Raw genomic sequence first — 15,827 nt, 5'->3', positions numbered from 1 at the left:
TTCCGCAGTAGCTCAGTGGTAGAGCTATCGGCTGTTAACCGATCGGTCGCAGGTTCGAATCCTGCCTGCGGAGCCATTTATTGGAGAGCTGTCCGAGTGGTCGAAGGAGCACGATTGGAAATCGTGTAGGCGGCCAACGCCGTCTCAAGGGTTCGAATCCCTTGCTCTCCGCCACTTTAAATACATCTGGCCCGTTGGTCAAGTGGTTAAGACACCGCCCTTTCACGGCGGTAACACGGGTTCGAATCCCGTACGGGTCACCATTCTTTTTTGGACAGCACGCTGCGAATGCCGGAATTTTTAAAAGGAAGGCATGCTAAGGTCGCAACGTCCTGTTGCAACGCATGCACTTGTACGTCCTGTACTGCGGAGGATTAGCTCAGCTGGGAGAGCATCTGCCTTACAAGCAGAGGGTCGGCGGTTCGATCCCGTCATCCTCCACCATTTCTATGAAAATCATATTATCGCGGGGTGGAGCAGTTCGGTAGCTCGTCGGGCTCATAACCCGAAGGTCGCAGGTTCAAATCCTGCCCCCGCAACCAAATTTAAATTCATTGCCAAAATGGTCCGGTAGTTCAGTTGGTTAGAATGCCTGCCTGTCACGCAGGAGGTCGCGGGTTCGAGTCCCGTCCGGACCGCCATTTAATAAAGGCTCGGTAGCTCAGTTGGTAGAGCAACGGACTGAAAATCCGTGTGTCGGCGGTTCGATTCCGTCCCGAGCCACCATTTGCCGGTCTAGCTCAATTGGTAGAGCAACTGACTTGTAATCAGTAGGTTGGGGGTTCAAGTCCTCTGGCCGGCACTGTTTTTGGAGGGGTAGCGAAGTGGCTAAACGCGGCGGACTGTAAATCCGCTCCCTCAGGGTTCGGCGGTTCGAATCCGTCCCCCTCCACCATGTTTTTAGGGGCATAGTTTAACGGTAGAACAGAGGTCTCCAAAACCTCCGGTGTGGGTTCGATTCCTACTGCCCCTGCCAATTTTAATTCACAATTTATGGCGGTTGTGGCGAAGTGGTTAACGCACCAGATTGTGGCTCTGGCACTCGTGGGTTCGATTCCCATCAATCGCCCTTCATATTGGGCTATAGCCAAGCGGTAAGGCAACGGACTTTGACTCCGTCATGCGCTGGTTCGAATCCAGCTAGCCCAGTTTTCATCTTTCTTTATCATCCTGCATATGATAAGATGAATATTAGTTAAAATGCGGAAGTAGTTCAGTGGTAGAACACCACCTTGCCAAGGTGGGGGTCGCGGGTTCGAATCCCGTCTTCCGCTCCAATTCTTAAAATGATGGCGGCATAGCCAAGTGGTAAGGCAGAGGTCTGCAAAACCTTTATCCCCGGTTCGAATCCGGGTGTCGCCTTATTTGCCTCGTGCCGGGGTGGTGGAATTGGCAGACACACAGGACTTAAAATCCTGCGGTAGGTGACTACCGTGCCGGTTCAAGTCCGGCCCTCGGCACCATTGATCACACACATGCCGGTGTGGCGGAATTGGCAGACGCGCACGACTCAAAATCGTGTTCCTTCGGGAGTGTCGGTTCGACCCCGACCACCGGTATCACTAATCATCGTATTGCCAAACGATGAAAGAGCGTTCCTTACAAAGGGAACGCTTTTTTTATTTATTCTTTATCTTGGAACAAGTCCGCAAGAATTTTTTCTTAAGGACTGCGAGCTCCGGAAACTGCGAGAACATACCGTGAGATATTATCGAAATGAGCTTAATAAGGTGCAGCTTACATGAGCAAAATATATCTGGCGATCCCTCGTCAGGAGCAGTGGTATATCACTGGATATATACGCAGAGGAGGACTAAAATTCCTTAAAGACCGGATCACTAATTCAGTCGACAATAAGAGAAGCAACTTTTAAGCCAGCCGAATCTTAGAACATTCACAGGTAACCGAGACTATTCAATGATGCTGCTCTTATTGAAGACAGGTATTCGGGAGAATGAGTTCGCAAGCCTAAAATTTAACAGTTGTAAAAATCGAAGAGAAGAATCAGTCATACACGTAAGAAATGCAAAAGGGAATCAAGAAAGAAGTGTATCGATTACGCCATAATGAAGAAGCAGCTTAAAAAGTATATTTCTATCCGAGGGTATGTCGAGGCAGACGCAATGTTTATTACTCTCGATAGAGAGTCTGTCATTGAAATAAGAAACATTTGAGAAAAGGACAAATAAGTTTGCCGTAACTTCCTAGGGTGGCAATCGCACAGTAAATTATATAGGCAAGCCCTCACTTTTTACTATCCATTTATAGGGTAAAAAGTAAATTATACAAATTCCTTTGCAAAGATTGGTAACTTTCTGTAAAATGTTCTCATAGCGATAGAGGCAGTAAAGTGTGGGAGGTTTGACAATGAAAACAGTAGCCTCTGTGAACGTAGCCAATCTCATCAATCAGTGGTATGTTCACATAAAAAAGAGAGATGTTTCAAATGCCGTAGAACTTAGGGACAGAATAAAAGGCCTTTTAAACGTAATGGAAGAAGATCAGGATGTTTTGCTTTACTTTAATCTACTTGATTACAGGTTCAGAGTATTAATGGAAGACGTCGCGGGGGAGCCGCAGCTTCCGCCTATTGCTGAAGATAAGGCGAAGACAGACGGTTTGTTACGATACTATTACTTTCTCTTTAAAGGAATGTATGAAAGTGCGAGGAGCAACTACTCTAAAGCGCTTAATTGTTTTAGAGTTGCCGAGCGGCAGCTCGATAATGTCGAAGATGAAATCGAAAAGGCCGAGTTTCATTATAAGCTTGGAAATCTCTATTATTTTACGAAAACAACTCTACTTTCTTTTCATCATCTTTCAATCGCGAAGAGCATTTATAGGGCTTATGAAGAATATAAGACACAGTCGATAAACTGTACGGTGCTACTCGCACTCAATTATATAGACGACGGACGTTTAACAAGAGCTGAAAATATGCTTAAGAGTTGCGCAGAAAGACTGATCAAGATGGGCGATAATCATCTGCTGGCGGCTGTCTACTATGATCTCGGCTTTTTAAAAATTCAAGAGGATAAACATGAAGAAGCACTCGAGTATTTCGACCTCTCATTTAAAACGGATGATATCGAAAAAAATGCGCCTATTATGTACATGCAGTGCATATACGAGTCAGCTAGGTCAACTTATAAGATAGGTGAGGTTGATAAGGCGCTTAAGTGGGTTCATCTTGGTTTTGAGTTTGCTCAGAAAACGAATAATATCAACTTTTCGCTCAAATTCTCGATTCTAAATATATGCTATAGCGCTCCCCTCGAGGGTGTACCGCAAGTCAAAGAGTTTATCGAAATGCTCGAGGAGAGAGAGGCTTACGTAGACATTGAGGCGCTTGCTGAGGATGTGGCCAACGTCTACAGCTCATTAAATAATTACAAATATTCCACATACTTCTTGGAAAAAGCAATAAAATCAAGTAAACTAACAGGAAAGGAGGTTCTTTAAATGAAAAAACTTATTGTAACTGCTTTCCTTACTGCATCGCTTGGACTCGTTTTAACCAGCGCAGCAGACTTCCTCGCAGAAAGTATCCAAACAGCAGACTCAGTAACATTACTTGCCTCAAGAGGAGCGGGCTCATAAAACAAAATACGACAATAAGAAGGCGGCTACTACAGCCGTCTTTTTTTGCTTTCGGTTACCTTTCGCAGTTTGAATTTGTATACTATAGTTATGTCTAAAATACGAATCTTACGCCATGATAGACCGTAATGGCTTATTATATCGAATATACTGTGGACTAAGGCTTTCTAATAGAATCGGCACCACTCAAAATCGTGTTCCTTCGGGAGTGTCGGTTCGACCCCGACCACCGGTTTCACTAAACATTGTATTGCCAAACGATGAAAGAGCGTTCCTTACAAAAGAAACGCTCTTTTTGTTTATTCCTCAACAAAGCGGAAAACCGCCAAAATAAACACAATGATCAATTGTTGTTGTCCGCACTCTCATTCTTCATTCAGCACCATTGAAATTCATCCAATCAAATCATCACATTTTAGTGAGAATAAGGCACCTTGTCATCGGCAAGGTGCTTTTCTCTATGCAATGATATGTCCCGATCCTCCGATCCACCTTTTTACGTTTTGTTTACAAGTTGATCAAACTTTAGCGACATCTGCCCGCTATATTGAATACAGCCAGATCTCATCCAGATATAGACAAAGAAACACGTAAAGGATTAATTTTTTGAGGAGGAATACAGTTGTCAATTCGCATTAAATTGCCTGACGGGTCCGTCAGAGAATTTGAGGAGGAAGCAAGCATTGAAGATGTCGCTGCTTCTATTAGCTGTGGCCTGGAAAATGCGGTTGCAGGTAAATTAAACGGAAAGCTTGTAGATTTATCAACTCCGCTTCAGGACGGTGCGCTCGTTGAAATTGTCACCCGGGACTCGGCTGAAGGTCAGAAGTTCAAGCGTGAAAAAGCGCGGGGGACAGGGCGTATTGTGGCACTTGATGCAGCTCGGGGGCTGGCGGTCATCGGGATGTATTTGCAGCACTTCGCCTTGAACGAAACGAACGGTTCAATCGTTTCCGGGAATACGACGCTTCTATTTGTGCTTTGCGGCGGCATCTCCTATTCGATCATGGCCGGGCGCATGTTGGATCGAGGAATGGAGCCGGCCGCATTTCGGACGCGGATGCTTGCCCGCGCGGTATTTATCGATATTATAGGATACCTTCTCATCATGCTGAATACTCCGTTCGGGGTGATTTTGCCAGCTTATGCGGCACTGTTTGTGCTGGCGTTGGTGCTGATTCGTCGTTCGACACGTGTGTTAGTTACAACAGCAGCTGTTTTGCTTGCAGTGAGCCCGCCGCTGATGATTCTCGGAGGCAGCGTCCTGTCGAAAGCATACTTACTTGGTGATATGGCAGGCGGCCCGATGTCGGCGCTCGCACTTGCACCCGCTTTTGTCGCCGGTATGGCAATCGGGCGCTTCGATTTGACCAGGATGCGGACCGCACTCTCGCTAGTGGGCAGCGGCACAATCATGGTTATCGTCTCTAAAGTTTTGGGCACTTTCGTTCTTCCGGGGCTGAGCCGTTCATTCGAAGAGTGGCTCGTAAGTGTTCAAGGCACCGCCGGCGCTGAGCCGGATCAGTATGCAATCTGGCCGCACAACGTGGCACCGCCGTTGTGGCACAATCTTCTTTCGATCGCTCCGCACAGTGCGTCAACTTTCCAGACGATGCTGGGGCTTGGGGTTGCCTTTCTGGTGCTTGGATTGGTATGTCTTGTGCCGCAGAAAAACTCTGCCGTGTTAAAGCCGTTCGCGGGAGTCGGACGTGTGGCGTTGACGATGTATGCAGCTCAGTTTGTTGTTATATGGACTCTTGAAATCTCGGGGGCCAAGTATGATATCGGGGCCATTCCATTCAGTGATCTGTTCGTCGCGGCCATGGTGACGGTGACAGGGTGGCTGATTGCACGGCTTCCTGCCGGTCCGCTTGAGACAGCGATGCGCCGCTTTGACCGGGCCTTCAGCACCTTGGGACCCGTCACGGGAACGACGACATCCAGGTAGGCGGTCTTTAACATTTTACCAGAAGAAACCGTCTAAGGAGGCAGTTCCTTCAGGCTGTTAGCCTGTCGGGAGCTCCGGAAGATATTGGAGGAGGAGGGCATGCTGAATCAGAGTGTGAGGCAGGCAAATGAAATGCAGCCAGAACTCCTCACTCTTGTAATGGTTTTCTCTTATCAAGTTTGCAATTTGAAAATATCACGAAATGGGGATGGCATTTTTCTATGTTTAAGAAATCGTTCACAAAGTGTTATCTGATCTTGGTTTTGTCGCTTATGATGCTGCTTGGAGCGATAACCCCCGGTGTTGCTATGGCGCAGACTGGCAAGGGGACGGCGTCCGGTCAGCAGACAAAAGTAAAGACTAAAAAATCTCAGAAGCTAAAACTGGACAACAATGTTGCTTCGATGACAGAGAAACGATCGCTTCATGCTGCGTTTAAGCTTCCGCAAGGTGTTGATGTGAAGAGCTTAAGCTGGACGTATGACGGCAAACCGCTGTCTCAATGGAAAAAATATAAGGTCCGGGATTACAGCGGTGCACCTTTCATTACTGTTAGCCATGTAAAAGTGACCAACGGCAAGGTTCATGCTAACATCAATTTCGATCTTCCATACGATACAGACAACCTGTCAGAGCCGCGATTGCAACGTCCGCTATACGCATCGCTGATGGGCACATATGATTTGGCGGCAACAGTGAACGGACGAGTGGTTGCCCATGCTCCCGTAAAATTGACGCCATATGACAGCTTCCGCACTTACGATGAGCTGAAACCGGAGATCGATGCCGTTACAGCAAAAGCTGCGCAAAAAAACAACAGATATATCAAAACGACTTCTATTGGAAAATCGGTCGAAGGCCGTGATATCTATTTGACAGTGCTTGCCAAAGATAAAGCCGCTGTCGATAAGTATCAGAAGGTGACTCACCCTGCCATGCTCAATGACCCGAAGAAATTGCAGGCCGACATTAAATCCGGCGCATTTGGCGACTATCAGGTGCCGATCTGGTTGAACAATATTCATCCGAATGAAGCGCCTGGCGTCGATGCGATCATGAATTACTTTAAGTCAATGGCATTGGATAAGAGCATGACGTACGATACAGTCCTGCCGAATGGCAAGAAAAGCAAGACAACGTTGAATATAGACGATGCATTGGAACATGTTTTTTTCCTGTTCGTTTATACGGACAACCCGGATGGCCGGGTTCATACAACACGTTCCAATGCTGAGGATTTCGATTTGAACCGGGATAATTCTTATCAAACCCAGCCTGAAACGCGCAGCGTAACGGAACAAATCGCGAAGTGGTCGCCGCTGTCTTTTCTGGATATGCACGGGTTCGATGCCAATTTCCTGATTGAGCCTTCTACTCCGCCTCATAACCCGAATGTTGAGTATGACCTTTTGATTGACCACATGGTGGAACAGGCAAAGGCTATGGGTGAGGCCGGGATTGCTAATACGAAGTATGACTACTATCACATCCCTTATGAAGAACATCGGAAAACTGCGAAAGATCCAAATTATGTGTCAAAAGGCACGGCTTCGGGATGGGATGATGCATCTGCAGCATATACCGCTGCATTCGCCATGTATCACGGTGCGATGGGTCACACGCTGGAAACGCCCGAGTCGAATGAAGAGTCTACCAAAGCTCTGTATTACAGTTCTGCGGCAGCCACAAAATATGTAGCGGAAAAAAAAGAAGAACTGTTTCTGAACCAATTAAAAATATTCGAGCGCGGCGTGGACAATATCGATGATCGCGCTGTCGATCATTACTTGGTCAACGCCAAAAACGAAGAGATCGGCCGTCCGCGGCAGGGCAATCAAAACTTCTTCCCGGAATATTACGTACTGCCGGTCGATAAAAATATTCAAAAGAATGTGTTGGAAACCTATAAGATGGTTGAGTACTTCCTTCGCAACGGCGTAAAGATTGAACGATCAACAAAAGCGGTAACCGTTGACGGAAAAACATATCCGGCAGGATCATTTATTGTAAACATGCACCAGGCAAACCGCGGCCTCGCGAACTTGGTCTTGTATGATGGAATAGATGTATCTGATTATGAAATGATAGCCGGTGAGATGATTCAAAATTTCCATGATATGCGAGGTTTTGACCGTTATGTAATTCGAGATGCCGGGGTGTTCAAAGGCAAGACTTCTGCCATCACCTCCGTGTCGTTTCCGGGGACTAAAATGCCAAAACGCTCAGCTTATGTGCTGATCCAGAACACAAGCAATGATGCGATAAAGGCAGTCAACGAGTTACTGGCAGCCGGCAAGACCGTTACAATGCTCACCAAGAGCGGATCAGGCTATCAAGCGGGCGACTTCGCGGTTGCCTACAAGGACCTGGCCCCATTGGCTTCCAAGTACTATCTTGACGTGAGCGCATCCGGCCATAAGAAACCAAGCGGCAAAGTCCTCAAGGCTTCTACTGTAGGAGCACTGGGTGAAGCGGCATATGTACTGAAAAATCTGGGCTTTAACGTCACCCCAGAACAGGCGGGCGCAGATGTGCTTGTCAATACGTTCGACTCTTCTAAATATGTTAATAAAGGAAAGCCTTACATTGCATTTGGAAACATGGGGATGACGAATGTTCAGAAGTGGATCCCCGGATTTTCTTTTAAAGGACCTGAATGGGAGAGATACGAAGGCGTCTTCTTGGCAAATGTCATGCAAGATCATGCTATTACAGCTCCTTACAATAAACAGGAATATTTCTACACAGTCACTGGTTCTTATATTACCGCTGTTCCTAAAACGGCAAAAGTGCTTGCGGTGATTGCTGATGAAGATCACTTCTTCAAGGCAGGCTGGTGGCCTGGACATGATGCTGCCAAAGGAAAGATTATGGCTTTCACGTATAAAGATAACAACAAGAACTTAACTGTTTTCGCTAACGATCTAACCAATGACGATCATCCGCAGCATCAATATCGGTTGCTGGCGAATTCGATTTTCAATGCCGGTCCCGGAAAAACCGAAAATGCTCCATCATCAAAACGATGAGAGGCTGGACAGCTGAAGTGCAAGCGGCTCCCGCAGTGGAGGTGTCTCGTCTAAACAGCTGGATAGACAAGCTTTGGAACGAACATTGAACCATCGTTAGCAGTGCCATGATTTTAGATCATGCTGCCTTTCTTTTGAAGGGCAGTTTTTTCGTGTCTGACGGGTCTTCATCGTTTGCTTTGCTTCTAGTCAAAGGGCCGGAAGCTTCCGTAAGTGCCTGCTTTTCATATGCGGCCATATGCTTCCAGCCTTTCTTGAATCCTCCCCATTTTTTTATGCAGAAACTTAAGGTTAAAAAAGACGATAAGTGTTCCGGATAGGGCTGATAAGATCATTGCAGGAAAACTGAATTTTTCTATCTCTGCGGCAGCGGTCAGCAGATAGCAACAAAATGGCAGCATAAAGATCGACGTTAATATGCCGGGTACATAATGTTTAAATGTGAACCATAGGACGATATGAACAAGGAAATGAACAGTAAAAGCAAAAAAGAAACCAAACCAGATAATATATTGATTAAAATAAATACTGAGAACAGTTACACCAACAGCTAGTATAAATTCTTCGAGCACAGCGCAAACAAAAGAAGCGGTTTTGGCATGTCCAAATGGAGCTTTTTTCAGTTGTTTCAGTTTGCTTCGATATCTTTTGCCCCATGCCTCGACCATCACCATCTCTTCAAAATCATGCAGTATAAATAATATCGGCAGCATCCAAGCCATAAATTGCATGTTTTCCATTTACATTCCCCCTCTTATGTGCCACAATTGTGACATTTCATAGAGAACAAAGTCAATGAGCCAACGAAAAGTGCTACATTGCCATAAAAAGTGCGACAGGAGAGAGAATATGAAGCAAATGCCCTCAAAAACAGCTCAGCAATCTAAAAGCTGGCTGACGCTATCATTGTTGGAGCTTATGAAGGAAAAAAGCTTTTCAGACATCACCATTACAGAGATAGCGGAAAAAGCGCAGCTTGACAGAAGAACATTTTATCGGCATTTCCATTCAAAAAAAGATATATTAGACCGCTATTTTGAGCAGCTTTGCAGTGAGTATTCCAATTACATTGTTCAGGAAAAACATATTGACATATCCAGTCTTGGACATGCATACTTCAACTTTTGGAGCCGACATGCCGATTTTTTACAAGCCCTTCATCAGAACCATTTGTTTTATTTGATTGTTGAGAAATATAATGAACTTCTACCGGATCTTCATAAAAAATTTAAAGAAGAAACCTTTCATTTTAAAAGCAAAATCGACTTGGAGTACGGGCTTTCATTCAGCGCAGGGGGCTTTTGGAACATCCTTTCAAAATGGTTTGAGAGAGGCCGGAAGGAAACTCCTGAAGAAATGAGTCATATTCTGCAAGGAATAGTAGATTCATTTTTAAACAAGCAAGCTATCGAAAGGTGATCTCATGTTGGTATATGAGTGCTTTAAGCGTTTAGCCTTCTTTCTTAATTTCTGCTTGTGCTTACGGCCAATCTTCGGTACCGTTAATGCAAAGACCCTTGTAATATAGAGAACAGGAGTGAGGCCGTTGTTGAATACGGTGAAGATCAGAGGGGTGGCCATCGGAGAAGGAGCCCCGAAAATTTGCGTGCCGCTCATCGGAAAAACGCATGAACAATTGAAAGAAGAAGCTGCTTTTCTTCTATCGATTAATCCGGATCTTGCCGAATGGCGGGCGGATTTTTTTGAGGATGTCGAAGACGTTGACAAAGTGAAAAAGGTATTGGCTGACATCCGGGAGATCTTAAAGGATATCCCGTTGATATTTACATTTCGCAGCGCGGAGGAAGGCGGCGAAAAAGAAGTCAGTAAGGAATTTTACTTTTCCTTGAATCATGCCGTAGTAAAAACAGGGCTGGCAGATGTGATTGATGTCGAGCTGTTCAATGAAGAGCATCATGTGGAAAAACTGGTTCAATCGGCTCATATGCAGCATGTCTTTGTCATTATATCCAACCACGATTTCGGGAAGACGCCGAGAGCGGAAGAGATCGTTTCCCGTCTCCGAAAAGCCCAGGATCTTGGCGCCGATTTCCCTAAGATCGCGGTGATGCCTGAAACACCGGCAGATGTGCTGGTGTTGCTTGAGGCGACTCATATGATGCATGAGCGGTATGCGAAGCGGCCGATTATCACGATGTCGATGGCCGGAAAAGGCTTGATCAGCCGGCTCGCCGGAGAGGTATTTGGCTCGGCCGTGACGTTCGGCGCAGCGAAAAAAGCATCCGCACCTGGCCAAATTGAGGCGACGGATTTGAAACATATACTTGATGTGCTTCATCGCAATTTATAATAATTGGGTGTGCCGCTATAGTGAAAAAGATTCATATATTTTTCCATCCTTTTCACTTGCCAAATCGGTGTGTTACGATAAAAAATGAATTGAATAGCTTTACTAGGGGTGCCCGACTGCGGGCTGAGAGAGAAACATGTGTTTCTTAACCCTTTGGACCTGATCTGGTTCGTACCAGCGTGGGGAAGTAAAAAGGATTCGGGAGAAGATGGGGAATGGGTATGGTCCGTCTGTCTTCCAGTGATTTTACTGACTGTAAAACCAGGTTCATCATATGAGCCTGGTTTTTTTGTGCTGGTGCTGTTCCGGAGTTTCGTCCTGATCAATTTTTTAGAGGGGAAGGATTTTTACATGAAACAGGAGTCAGTACAGCAAAAAAACATCTCGATTATGTCAAGTTTTTCAGGGAGCCGCAAAGTGTATGTCGAAGGGGCGCGACCTGACATTCAAGTGCCGATGAGAGAAATTTCGCTAAGTCCGACGACGGGTTCATTTGGCGCCGAAGAAAATCAGCCTGTCCGCGTCTACGACACGAGCGGTCCCTATACGGACGCGAATGCAGAGGTTGATATTCTTAAGGGGCTGAAACCTTTGCGGGCGACCTGGATCAGGGAGCGCGGCGATACCGAAGAATATGAAGGCAGAGAAATCAGACCGGAGGATAACGGCTATAAAAGCAAAGAGAAAGCGAGCAACAGCTATCCAGGGTTGAAACGAAAACCGCTGCGCGCGAAAAAAAGTCAAAATGTCACCCAGCTGCATTACGCAAGAAAGGGGATCATTACGCCCGAGATGGAATTTATCGCGATCCGAGAGCATGTATCTCCCGAATTTGTTCGTGATGAAGTGGCAAGCGGACGGGCGATTATTCCGTCAAATATCAACCATCCGGAAAGCGAACCGATGATTATCGGCCGCAACTTCCACGTGAAAATCAATGCCAACATCGGCAATTCCGCTGTCACCTCTTCGATTGAAGAAGAAGTAGAAAAAATGACATGGGCCATCCGCTGGGGCGCCGATACGATGATGGACTTGTCCACAGGTAAAGATATTCATACAACGAGGGAGTGGATCATCCGCAATTGTCCAGTTCCTGTAGGGACTGTGCCAATTTATCAGGCGCTTGAAAAAGTAAACGGCGTCGCGGAAGATCTCACTTGGGAGATTTACCGCGATACATTAATCGAGCAGGCTGAGCAAGGCGTTGATTATTTTACGATTCATGCCGGCGTCCTTCTTCGGTATGTGCCGCTGACGGCAAAGCGCGTCACTGGAATCGTATCCCGCGGCGGGGCAATTATGGCGCAATGGTGTTTGGCTCATCATGAGGAAAGCTTTCTGTACACTCATTTTGAAGAGATTTGCGAGATTATGAAAACATACGATATCGCATTTTCGCTCGGGGACGGCCTTCGGCCCGGCTCGATTGCGGATGCGAATGATGAGGCCCAATTTGCCGAATTGGAGACGCTCGGCGAGCTGACGGAAATCGCCTGGAAGCATGATGTTCAAGTGATGATCGAAGGACCGGGACACGTGCCGATGCATAAAATTAAAGAGAATGTCGACAAGCAGATGGAAATTTGCAAAGAGGCGCCGTTTTACACGCTCGGCCCGCTGACGACCGATATTGCACCGGGCTACGATCATATTACATCGGCAATCGGAGCGGCGATGATCGGCTGGTACGGCACGGCCATGCTTTGCTATGTGACGCCGAAGGAGCATTTGGGACTGCCGAACAAAGACGATGTCCGCGAAGGCGTCATAACATACAAAATCGCGGCCCATGCGGCTGACCTTGCCAAAGGGCACCCCGGCGCGCAAATCCGCGATGACGCGCTTTCCAAGGCGCGCTTTGAATTCCGCTGGCGGGACCAGTTCAATTTGTCGCTCGATCCGGAAAGAGCGCTTGAATACCATGATGAAACCCTTCCGGCGGAAGGCGCCAAAACGGCACACTTTTGTTCAATGTGCGGGCCTAAATTTTGCAGTATGAGAATTTCCCAGGATATTCGCGACTATGCCAAGGAAAACGACCTTGATGAACAAAAGGCTATTCAAAAAGGATTGGAAGAGAAGGCGAAGGAATTTAAAAAAGCAGGCGGCAGCATTTACAGGTAAAAACGGGCAATACTGCAGATGAAAGGGGAACCTTTCATCTGTTTTTTTATAATATGGGGTTGACAGGTCGGAATAATATGAATTAGTATGTTGTTTAATATTTCGGAAAATTTCATCAGCGCTGATCGGTCAACCGAAGGCTCTTATCTCAATTGGGATAAGAGTTTTTTATTTTCAGTTTAGAAAAGAAAGGGGAACAAGATGTCTTTATCAATTCGTGTAAAAGAAAAAGCATTTGGAAACGGCAGCCTTAAAACAAGCGTGCTTCAAGACGTGAAACTGACGGTCGAAAACGGCGAATTTCTGACTGTCATCGGTCCAAGCGGATGCGGGAAAAGCACGCTCTTAAAAATCGCTGCCGGTCTTGACGGGAATTATGAAGGGCGAATCAGCATGAACGGAAGAGAAATCAAGGGCCCGGGGATTCAGCAAGGTTTTATCTTTCAGGAGCATCGGCTTTTTCCATGGCTGACGGTCGAGCAAAATATCGCCGCAGATTTAAGCCTGAAAGAACCGGCGGTGCGAAAAAAAGTCGATGAATTGATTGAAACGGTGCGGCTGAAAGGCGCGGAGAAACAGTATCCACGCGAGCTGTCCGGAGGTATGTCGCAGCGGGTCGCGATTGCCAGGGCTTTGCTCAGGGAGCCTGAGATTTTGCTGCTTGATGAACCCTTCGGCGCCTTGGACGCCTTTACGAGAAAGCATCTCCAGGATGTTCTGACAGACATTTGGCGAGAAAAGAAGATGACGATGATCCTCGTGACGCACGATATTGACGAATCGGTTTATTTAGCCAACCGGGTCGCGATTCTTACCGCAAAGCCGGGGAGAATCCACAAGCTGATTCCGGTCGATCTGCCATTTCCGCGCAGCAGAACATCGCCCGTTTTTCAATCAATCAGACAAAAAGTGCTGAAAGAATTCGAGACAACGGAAACATTCAGCTTTCAGGAAGGTTCAGGGATTTGAGCAGAAAGGAGCGGAAAAACGTGAAAAAATGGCCGTTGTATATGCTGGGCTGCCTGATGCTTCTTGCGGGCTGTTCAGCAGCCCAATCAAGCGGAGGGGGCGGAGATTTAAAAGAGATCAACATCGGAGTGCAGCAAAGCTTAAGCCCGTTGCTCCTTGCGAAAGAAAAAGGCTGGTTTGAAAAAGAGTTCGCAAAAGAAGGGATTAAAGTGAAATGGACAGAGTTTCAAAGCGGTCCGCCGCAGTTTGAAGGTCTTGCCGCAGGTAAACTTGATTTTTCCCAGGTTGGAAATTCACCGGTGATCGCAGGGCAGGCGGCTGGCATTGATTTTAAAGAAATCGGTCTTTCGCAAGACGGTTTAAAGGCGAACGGCATTCTTGTGAAAAAAGGGAGCGGCATCGATGACATAAAAGATTTGAAAGGAAAGAAGGTGGCGGTGGCAAAAGGCAGCAGCGGGTTCGATTTTCTGTATAAAGTGATCGATAAAGCAGGTCTGGAGCCAACAGACGTCAACATCATTCAGCTTCAGCCTGACGAAGCCATGCCGGCATTTGACAGCGGCGCGATTGATGCATGGTCGATTTGGGAGCCGTTTTTGTCCCTTAAAACGATCAAAAGTGATGCGGCAATATTGGTTGACGGGGAACAAATCGACAAGTATTCCCCGGGTTTTACGCTTGTACGAAGCGAATTTGCCGAGAAGTATCCTGATGAGGTGATCCGTTTTCTGAAGGTGTATGACAAGGCCGTGAAATGGCATAAAAACCATAAGAAAGAAGCGGTTGAAGCGTATGCGAAAATTAAAAATCTCGACAAAAAGGTCGTTGAAAACGTGCTGAATAACACCGAACCGTTAAATGAGCCGATCACAGACCGCATTATTGAAACGCAGCAGGAGACTGCCGATTTTCAATTCGAATTAAAAGCGATTAACAAAGAGATTGATGTAAAAGAAGTGGTTGACAATTCATTTATTAAAAAAGCGCTGAAAGGAGGAGATGACAAATGAGGGCTGTTTCATCAAGCACCCCCTCGATCCAGCCGAAAGCAGGCGCAAAACTGAGACCGGCCGCTTTTCGGCTGGCATGGGGGAAGGGAATTGTATTACCTGTGATATTGATTTTATTATGGCAGCTTGTCGGGTCATTTGAGCTCATATCAAAAACCGTGCTTCCGGCTCCTTTAGATATATTGCTTACATTTCGGGATCTCATCGTATCAGGAGAGCTTTTCACTCATTTAGGCATCAGCATTCAGCGCGCCGCGCTCGGCTTTTTCCTGGGAGCCGGACTCGGGCTCCTGCTGGGGCTTGTAATCGGCTTTTCAAAAATCGCCGAGGATTATCTCGATCCCTCTCTGCAAATGCTGAGAACCGTTCCGCATCTCGCCGTCACGCCGCTGTTTATCTTATGGTTCGGTTTCGACGAACTGTCAAAGGTGCTCTTGATCGCGCTCGGCGCCTTCTTCCCGGTATATATCAACACATTTTCAGGAATTAGGGGCGTCGATTCGAAACTGTTCGATGTGGCGAGAGTATTGGAGTTCCATTGGCTGAAGCAGGTGACTAAGCTGATTCTTCCCGCGTCGCTTCCGAACATCCTCTTAGGCATCCGCCTGTCGCTCGGTGTTTCGTGGCTGGGCCTTGTTGTTGCCGAACTGATGGGATCAAGCGCGGGAGTCGGCTATATGATTATGGATGCCAGACAGTTTTCACAAACCGATAAGGTGTTTGTCGGAATTTTGATTTTCGCTGCCGTCGGCAAGCTGACGGATTCATTCGTCAGAATTCTGGAGAAAAAGTGCCTTGGCTGGAGAAACAGCTATCAAGGTAATCAAAAGTAA

General features: G+C 46.6%; 11 protein-coding genes, 16 tRNA genes, 1 pseudogene and 1 riboswitch. Of the genes and pseudogenes, 27 read left to right on the top strand and 1 reads right to left on the bottom strand.

Annotated elements, in window-relative coordinates; translation table 11 throughout:
- The first annotated feature begins 1 nt into the window (after position 1).
- The 21 genes and pseudogenes from LQ247_RS14045 to LQ247_RS13950 all read left to right on the top strand — a co-directional run bounded on the left by LQ247_RS14045 (position 2) and on the right by LQ247_RS13950 (position 8,577).
- Positions 2-76: transfer RNA gene (locus tag LQ247_RS14045), tRNA-Asn, on the top strand.
- Between the two features lie 6 nt (positions 77-82).
- Positions 83-174 (top strand) — tRNA-Ser (locus tag LQ247_RS14040).
- Between the two features lie 14 nt (positions 175-188).
- Positions 189-263 (top strand) — tRNA-Glu (locus LQ247_RS14035).
- 105 nt (positions 264-368) lie between these two features.
- Positions 369-444: transfer RNA gene (locus tag LQ247_RS14030), tRNA-Val, on the top strand.
- A 21-nt stretch (positions 445-465) separates the two neighbouring features.
- Positions 466-542, top strand: a tRNA-Met gene (locus LQ247_RS14025).
- Between the two features lie 22 nt (positions 543-564).
- A tRNA-Asp gene (locus tag LQ247_RS14020) sits at positions 565-641 on the top strand.
- Between the two features lie 9 nt (positions 642-650).
- Positions 651-726: transfer RNA gene (locus LQ247_RS14015), tRNA-Phe, on the top strand.
- Positions 727-729: 3 nt separating this feature from the next.
- Positions 730-802, top strand: a tRNA-Thr gene (locus LQ247_RS14010).
- 8 nt (positions 803-810) lie between these two features.
- Positions 811-895: transfer RNA gene (locus LQ247_RS14005), tRNA-Tyr, on the top strand.
- Between the two features lie 7 nt (positions 896-902).
- Positions 903-976 (top strand) — tRNA-Trp (locus LQ247_RS14000).
- A 20-nt stretch (positions 977-996) separates the two neighbouring features.
- Positions 997-1,069, top strand: a tRNA-His gene (locus LQ247_RS13995).
- Positions 1,070-1,077: 8 nt separating this feature from the next.
- Positions 1,078-1,149, top strand: a tRNA-Gln gene (locus LQ247_RS13990).
- A gap of 53 nt (positions 1,150-1,202) precedes the next feature.
- Positions 1,203-1,277: transfer RNA gene (locus tag LQ247_RS13985), tRNA-Gly, on the top strand.
- Positions 1,278-1,291: 14 nt separating this feature from the next.
- A tRNA-Cys gene (locus tag LQ247_RS13980) sits at positions 1,292-1,362 on the top strand.
- 12 nt (positions 1,363-1,374) lie between these two features.
- Positions 1,375-1,463: transfer RNA gene (locus tag LQ247_RS13975), tRNA-Leu, on the top strand.
- 14 nt (positions 1,464-1,477) lie between these two features.
- Positions 1,478-1,559 (top strand) — tRNA-Leu (locus tag LQ247_RS13970).
- A 346-nt stretch (positions 1,560-1,905) separates the two neighbouring features.
- A pseudogene (locus LQ247_RS22345) lies at positions 1,906-2,067 on the top strand (tyrosine-type recombinase/integrase); the annotation flags it as partial.
- A 300-nt stretch (positions 2,068-2,367) separates the two neighbouring features.
- A complete protein-coding gene (locus LQ247_RS13965) occupies positions 2,368-3,462 on the top strand; it encodes a Rap family tetratricopeptide repeat protein (RefSeq protein ID WP_231006171.1) in 1,095 nt (364 codons plus the stop codon).
- Positions 3,463-3,600 (top strand): hypothetical protein, encoded by a 138-nt coding sequence (locus tag LQ247_RS13960; protein ID WP_011201590.1) that lies wholly within the window; start codon positions 3,463-3,465, stop codon positions 3,598-3,600.
- Positions 3,601-4,222: 622 nt separating this feature from the next.
- Positions 4,223-5,548: a TGS domain-containing protein gene (locus LQ247_RS13955; RefSeq protein WP_025811885.1), complete on the top strand. Its 1,326-nt coding sequence runs from the start codon at positions 4,223-4,225 to the stop codon at positions 5,546-5,548.
- A 221-nt stretch (positions 5,549-5,769) separates the two neighbouring features.
- On the top strand, positions 5,770-8,577 hold the full coding sequence (locus LQ247_RS13950; protein ID WP_231006169.1) for a M14 family metallopeptidase: 2,808 nt from the start codon (positions 5,770-5,772) through the stop codon (positions 8,575-8,577).
- Positions 8,578-8,801: 224 nt separating this feature from the next.
- Here the strand turns inward: LQ247_RS13950 and LQ247_RS13945 are convergent, their stop codons facing one another.
- A complete protein-coding gene (locus LQ247_RS13945; protein WP_105979144.1) occupies positions 8,802-9,317 on the bottom strand; it encodes an HXXEE domain-containing protein in 516 nt (171 codons plus the stop codon).
- 109 nt (positions 9,318-9,426) lie between these two features.
- On the opposite strand from LQ247_RS13945, the gene LQ247_RS13940 reads away from it, so the two are divergent.
- The 6 genes from LQ247_RS13940 (at position 9,427) to LQ247_RS13915 (ending at position 15,827) form a co-directional block, all read left to right on the top strand.
- Complete coding sequence (locus LQ247_RS13940; RefSeq protein ID WP_101560622.1) at positions 9,427-9,996, top strand: TetR/AcrR family transcriptional regulator; 570 nt, start codon at positions 9,427-9,429, stop codon at positions 9,994-9,996.
- A 127-nt stretch (positions 9,997-10,123) separates the two neighbouring features.
- Positions 10,124-10,888: a type I 3-dehydroquinate dehydratase gene (aroD, locus tag LQ247_RS13935; RefSeq protein ID WP_025811878.1), complete on the top strand. Its 765-nt coding sequence runs from the start codon at positions 10,124-10,126 to the stop codon at positions 10,886-10,888.
- A gap of 94 nt (positions 10,889-10,982) precedes the next feature.
- A riboswitch (TPP riboswitch) is annotated at positions 10,983-11,091 on the top strand.
- A gap of 148 nt (positions 11,092-11,239) precedes the next feature.
- Positions 11,240-13,015 carry a phosphomethylpyrimidine synthase ThiC gene (gene thiC, locus LQ247_RS13930; RefSeq protein ID WP_231006168.1) on the top strand — a complete coding sequence of 592 codons (1,776 nt, stop codon included), beginning with the start codon at positions 11,240-11,242 and terminating at the stop codon, positions 13,013-13,015.
- A gap of 201 nt (positions 13,016-13,216) precedes the next feature.
- Positions 13,217-13,984: an ABC transporter ATP-binding protein gene (locus tag LQ247_RS13925; protein WP_025811874.1), complete on the top strand. Its 768-nt coding sequence runs from the start codon at positions 13,217-13,219 to the stop codon at positions 13,982-13,984.
- Positions 13,985-14,025: 41 nt separating this feature from the next.
- Positions 14,026-14,994: an aliphatic sulfonate ABC transporter substrate-binding protein gene (locus tag LQ247_RS13920; protein ID WP_186439820.1), complete on the top strand. Its 969-nt coding sequence runs from the start codon at positions 14,026-14,028 to the stop codon at positions 14,992-14,994.
- The gene (locus LQ247_RS13915) at positions 14,991-15,827 is read left to right on the top strand and encodes an ABC transporter permease (protein WP_020450657.1); all 837 of its coding nucleotides are present in this window, start codon (positions 14,991-14,993) and stop codon (positions 15,825-15,827) included. The genes LQ247_RS13920 and LQ247_RS13915 overlap by 4 nt, the downstream gene beginning before the upstream one ends.

The sequence above is a fragment of the Bacillus sp. BS3(2021) genome (assembly GCF_021043345.1).
Classification (GTDB): domain Bacteria; phylum Bacillota; class Bacilli; order Bacillales; family Bacillaceae; genus Bacillus; species Bacillus paralicheniformis.
Note: the sequence above shows the minus strand (reverse complement) of the source record. Positions and strands in the feature narration are given on the sequence as shown.

Bases quoted from the DNA above. Each gene is read 5' to 3' on its own strand.
- LQ247_RS13925 (WP_025811874.1), top strand. From the start codon at position 13,217: ATGTCTTTATCAATTCGTGTAAAAGAAAAAGCATTTGGAAACGGCAGC.
- thiC (WP_231006168.1), top strand. From the start codon at position 11,240: ATGAAACAGGAGTCAGTACAGCAAAAAAACATCTCGATTATGTCAAGT.
- LQ247_RS13940 (WP_101560622.1), top strand. From the start codon at position 9,427: ATGAAGCAAATGCCCTCAAAAACAGCTCAGCAATCTAAAAGCTGGCTG.
- LQ247_RS13920 (WP_186439820.1), top strand. From the start codon at position 14,026: ATGCTGGGCTGCCTGATGCTTCTTGCGGGCTGTTCAGCAGCCCAATCA.
- LQ247_RS13945 (WP_105979144.1), bottom strand. From the start codon at position 9,317: ATGGAAAACATGCAATTTATGGCTTGGATGCTGCCGATATTATTTATA.
- LQ247_RS13950 (WP_231006169.1), top strand. From the start codon at position 5,770: ATGTTTAAGAAATCGTTCACAAAGTGTTATCTGATCTTGGTTTTGTCG.
- LQ247_RS13960 (WP_011201590.1), top strand. From the start codon at position 3,463: ATGAAAAAACTTATTGTAACTGCTTTCCTTACTGCATCGCTTGGACTC.
- LQ247_RS13915 (WP_020450657.1), top strand. From the start codon at position 14,991: ATGAGGGCTGTTTCATCAAGCACCCCCTCGATCCAGCCGAAAGCAGGC.
- LQ247_RS13965 (WP_231006171.1), top strand. From the start codon at position 2,368: ATGAAAACAGTAGCCTCTGTGAACGTAGCCAATCTCATCAATCAGTGG.